This window comes from Streptomyces atriruber, assembly GCF_001418325.1.
Lineage (GTDB): Bacteria > Actinomycetota > Actinomycetes > Streptomycetales > Streptomycetaceae > Streptomyces > Streptomyces atriruber.
On the sequence record NZ_LIPN01000546.1, the window covers coordinates 1 to 4,695 of the forward strand.

Annotated in this window: 4 protein-coding genes and 1 pseudogene; 4 read left to right on the forward strand and 1 reads right to left on the reverse strand. The window is 72.2% G+C overall.

The genetic code is table 11. The features are described from left to right. Positions 1–92 precede the first annotated feature (92 nt). The 4 genes and pseudogenes from AOK03_RS38070 (at position 93) to AOK03_RS38085 (ending at position 3,891) form a co-directional block, all read left to right on the forward strand. On the forward strand, positions 93–845 hold the full coding sequence (locus tag AOK03_RS38070; protein ID WP_055569937.1) for a GNAT family N-acetyltransferase: 753 nt from the start codon (positions 93–95) through the stop codon (positions 843–845). Next, positions 842–1,699: a lysophospholipid acyltransferase family protein gene (locus tag AOK03_RS38075; RefSeq protein WP_063792670.1), complete on the forward strand. Its 858-nt coding sequence runs from the start codon at positions 842–844 to the stop codon at positions 1,697–1,699. The genes AOK03_RS38070 and AOK03_RS38075 overlap by 4 nt, the downstream gene beginning before the upstream one ends. 80 nt (positions 1,700–1,779) lie before the next feature. After that, a pseudogene (locus AOK03_RS38080) lies at positions 1,780–3,204 on the forward strand (alpha-amylase); the annotation flags it as partial. A gap of 321 nt (positions 3,205–3,525) precedes the next feature. Next, on the forward strand, positions 3,526–3,891 hold the full coding sequence (locus AOK03_RS38085; protein ID WP_055569939.1) for a hypothetical protein: 366 nt from the start codon (positions 3,526–3,528) through the stop codon (positions 3,889–3,891). 25 nt (positions 3,892–3,916) lie between these two features. Here AOK03_RS38085 and AOK03_RS38090 read toward each other — a convergent pair. Continuing rightward, positions 3,917–4,695, reverse strand: a 779-nt coding sequence (locus tag AOK03_RS38090; protein WP_157869197.1) for a sugar nucleotide-binding protein, incomplete at its 5' end; no start/stop codon positions are given.

Below are 4,695 nucleotides of genomic sequence, written 5' to 3' on the forward strand. Positions count from 1 at the left end.
GCCCGAGCCCTCCGTCCCACGGACTCCCCGACTCGCAGAGTCCCCACTTCCCCGACTCCGTCATCCCCCTCGAACCGAGAAACGGAATCGTCATGCCCTCGACGCCGCTCGTCGCGACCCCCACCAGCTCGTACGTCACCTCCATCGCGGACACCACCGAACAGATCAGGGCAGCCCAGCGGCTGCGCCACCGTGTCTTCGCCGAAGAGCTGGGCGCCGTCCTCGACACGCCCCTGCCCGGCCACGACATCGACGCGTTCGACGACCTCGCCGACCATCTGATCGTCACCGACACCTCGACGGGCGAGGTGGTCGGGACGTACCGAATACTTCCGCCCGGCCGGGCCGACCGGTCCTACTCCGACGGGGAGTTCGAGCTCGTCGCGCTGGGCGGCCTGCGGTCCTCCCTCGTCGAGGCCGGCCGTTCCTGCGTGCACCCCGACCACCGCTCCGGCGCGGTGATCAACCTGATGTGGTCCGCGCTCGCCCGCTACGTCCTGCTCTCCGGCCACCGGTACCTGGCCGGTTGCGCCTCCGTGCCGTTGGCGGACGGCGGGCGGGCGGCGGCCGCCGCGTGGCTGCTCGGCACCGCCAAGCACGCGGCGCCGCCCGAGCTGCGCGTACACCCGCGGCGCCCGTGGACGCCCGGCGGCCCGGCACCGGAACGCGCGGCCTACGCCGATCTGCCGCCCCTCCTGCGCGGCTACCTCCGCCTCGGCGCGTGGGTGTGCGGAGCGCCCGCCCACGACCCGGAGTTCGACGTCGTGGACTTCTTCGTCCTCCTCGACATGGAGCGGCTCAGCGCGCGCCACCGCCGCTACTTCCTCGGCGAGGACGCGCGATGAGCGCGTGGACGGTCGACCGCGGCTGTCCGGCGAGCTGTGCCGCCGACCCGGACCCGCGGGTGCCGCTGGGCGAACTCGCCCGCCGGTACGCCACGTTGACGTACGCCCTGACGCGGGCGGTGGCCCGTGGAGACCGGCTCGCCGAACCGGCGGCCCTGCGGGCCGAGGCCCGCGCGGTCCTGGGCGCGCTCGGGGTGGGCGTGGAGGCGCAGGGTGCCGGGCCGCTCAGCGTGCGGACGGAGAACGCGGGCGGGACGGGCACGCTCGTCGTCGCCAACCACATCTCCTGGCTCGACGTCGTCGCCCTGCTCGCCGTCGAGCCGGTGAGCGTCCTCGCCAAGCGCGAGGTCGGCCAGTGGCCGGTGGTCGGTGCGCTGGCCCGGCGCGTGGGCACCCGGTTCATCGACCGGGACGGCAGCCCGCGCGCACTTCCGGTCCTCGTCGCGGAGCTGGCCGACTCCCTGCGCGCCGGTGCGTCGGTGCTCGTCTTTCCCCAGGCGACGACCTGGTGCTCGGTGCCGGGCGGCCGGTTCCGGCGGGCCGCCTTCCAGGCAGCGGCCGACGCGGGCGCGCCGGTCCGTCCCGTGACCGTCGAGTACCGCCAGGGCGGTGCCCCGAGCACCGCCGCCGCCTTCCTCGGCGAGGAGGACTTCACGGCCTCGCTGCGCCGGGTGGCGGGCGCCCGCTGCCTGAGCGTGCGTGTCACGGCACATGCCCCGCTGTGGGGCACCGACCGACGGATGCTGGCCGACGCCGCGAGGCGGGCGGTCGTGGGAGAGGGGTTGACCCTTCAACAGGGGCCTCCTATGGTCCCACTGCAACAACTTTCAGCAAGGCGGCATCAGTTTTCATGAAGCCGTCAACGGCGGGGCGCGCAAAGGGACTTGCGGCACGACGGCCCCGCACCTCTGATCCCCCACGTAGGAGGCTTTCGATGCACGGCCGTATATCGAGACCCCGCAGGATCGCCGTCCTGGGCGCCGCCCTGGCGGCCGGTGCCGCGGGCAGTCTCTCCCTGGGCGCCCAGCAGCCGAGCGAGGCGGCGCCCGTAGGGAAGAGCCGGACCGCTGCTGACGGGAAGGACGTCACCGCGGTGATGTTCGAGTGGAACTTCGACTCCATCGCCAAGGCGTGCACGGACACGCTCGGCCCGGCCGGTTACGGATACGTCCAGACCTCACCCCCACAGGAGCGTCTGGCGGGCCCGTCGTGGTGGACCGCCTACCAGCCGGTCAGCTACAAGATCGCCTCCCGGCTCGGCGACCGCGCGTCGTTCAAGAGCATGGTGGGCACCTGCCACGACGCGGGAGTCAAGGTCGTCGCCGACACGGTCATCAACCACATGACCAACGGGCAGGGCACCGGCTCCGGCGGCACGCAGTTCACCAAGTACGACTACCCCGGCACCTACGGGGGCGCCGACATGGACAACTGCAAGAAGGAGATCCAGGACTACACCAAGCGGGAGGAGAGCCAGAACTGCGAACTCGGCGGCCTCGCCGACCTGGACACCGGCGAGGAGCACGTCCGCAAGACCATCGCCGGATACATGAACGACCTCCTCTCCCTCGGCGTCGACGGCTTCCGCATCGACGCGGCCAAGCACATGCCCGAGGACGACTTGAAGGCGATCAAGTCGCAGCTGAGCGACCCGAACGCGTACTGGAAGCAGGAGACGCTGCCCGGACCGGGCGAGGACGTCCAGCCCGGCGAGTACCTCGGCACCGGGGACGTGCAGGAGTTCACCTACGCGTACGCCCTGAAGGGCGCCTTCGAAGGCGGCAGCCTCGCCGGGCTGAAGAACATCGCCGACGGCAAGCTGCCCTCGGAGTCCGCCGCCGTCTTCGTCGCCAACCACGACACCGAGCGCCAGGGCAACGTCCTCACGTACAAGCAGGGTGCCCCCTACACCCTGGCGCACGTCTTCGCGCTGGCCTTCCCGTACGGATCTCCGGACGTCCACTCCGGGTATGCGTTCGACGGCAAGGACGACGGCCCGCCCGCCGACGGCAAGGCGGACTGTTCCGGCGGTGCGTGGGTGTGCCAGCACGCTCAGCGGCAGATCGCGAGCATGGTCGCCTTCCGCAACACCGCGGGCGGCGCCGAGGTCACCGACTGGTGGGACAACGGCGGCAACGCCATCGCCTTCGGCCGCGGGGCCAAGGCCTTCGTCGCCATCAACGCGGGCGACGGCGAGCTGACGGAGACGTACCAGACGTCGCTGCCCGCGGGCGAGTACTGCGACGTCCAGTCCGGCAAGCCCGTGACCGTCGACGGCGACGGCCGGCTGGCGGCGACCGTCGCCGCGAAGAGCGCGGTCGCCATCCACGTGGGCGCCAAGAGCTGCTCGGGCGCGGCGAACTGACGTCCCGGCACATCGCTCCGGCGCCGCCGCCCCGCGCTCTTCCCGCGCGGGGCGGCGTGCGTGACTGCCTGAATATGCCACTATCGGAAGCGTGGCGATAAGGGTACACTGAGTAACAGCCCGTGGTCCGTTGTTGCTGTTAGCGCTGCAATGACCTTCCGGCGACCTCTCGGGCCCGGAGTGGGCCCCTCCGCCAGCGGCTGGTCCGCGGGACTGTGTGCCCGCCTCACAGCACCGCGCGAAGGACAGCCGGTGGGGTTTCCCACCTCTATGACTGCCTCTCCTTTCACGGCGCATCACGGCATCGGAGCTGCCATGCGCGACTACTTCGCCGACGACCTCCTCCTCATCATGCCCGCCACCAACAGCCCGGGCGTGCGCCTCTCCGGTGAGGTCGTGAGCACACATCGCGGCCCGCTGGCCCTCGCCCTGACCGACCAGACCCAGGCGCACGGCAACGCCCGGTCCCAGGACCAGGACCAGGCGAACGACATCCTTCTCGACCTGACCGGCGTCCGCTACCTGGCCAACAGCGGCCTGGAGACCCTCGTCGCCTTCGCCTGCCACCTGCGGCCCCCGCAGTGCCTGGTGGTGCGCGCGACCGCCGGACTGGGGCTGCGCGAACGGGTCGCCGCCCGCGGTTGGGACCGGATCGAGACGCTGCGGCTGGAGGACGACTGACGGCGGGCGGGCCGTCGCCCGGCCTTCAGCCGAGGGTGTCCCCGAGGCGTCGCGGGAACGACGCCGCCAGGTCGCGTGCCCCCTCCCGCACGCCGCGTACAAAGACGGCGTGCGTCGCAGGCAGACGCGGCAGCAACTCGCTGACCAGGCAGGCGTTCTCGGGCCGTGACGCATAGCGGCTGCGGGCCTTCGGGACCGGCAGCACCAGGTCGGCCGGGGCGCCGAGTGACTCGGCGATCACCCCGGCCCACTCGGCGCGGGTGACCCGGTCCGGGCCGCCCAGGTGCAGGACCGGGGAAAGAGGGGCCGTACCGGTGAGGAGCGCGGTCACGACCTCGGCCACGTCGTCCACGTGCACCGGGGTGGTCCAGTGGTCGTCGGGCGCCTCGACGTGCGCGCCGTCGGCCAGCCGGTGGGCGCAGGCGGCGTAGAAGTTGAGCCACTTGCCGGCGTCGGCGGGCTCGTGGCCGTAGACGAGGCTGACCCGCAGACAGACCGCCCGCGCGGACCCGGCGAGCAGCAGGCGTTCGGCGTGCCGCTTGGCGCGGCCGTAGGCGTTGGCGGGAGCGGTGGGGGTGTGCTCCGTGTTGTGCCACGCGTCGCCGTCGAAGACGTTGTCCGTGGAGATCAGGACGATGCGGGAAGCGCCGTCGGCCGCGGCGAAGTTGGCGGCGACGGCGGTGTGCGCCGCGTCGGCCTCCTCGGGATGCTCCTCGCACCAGGTGACGTCGGAGGGCCCGTGCACCAGAACGATCCGCTCCGGCCGCAACCTGTCGACAGGAGGCGGCCGGAGCGGATCGTTCT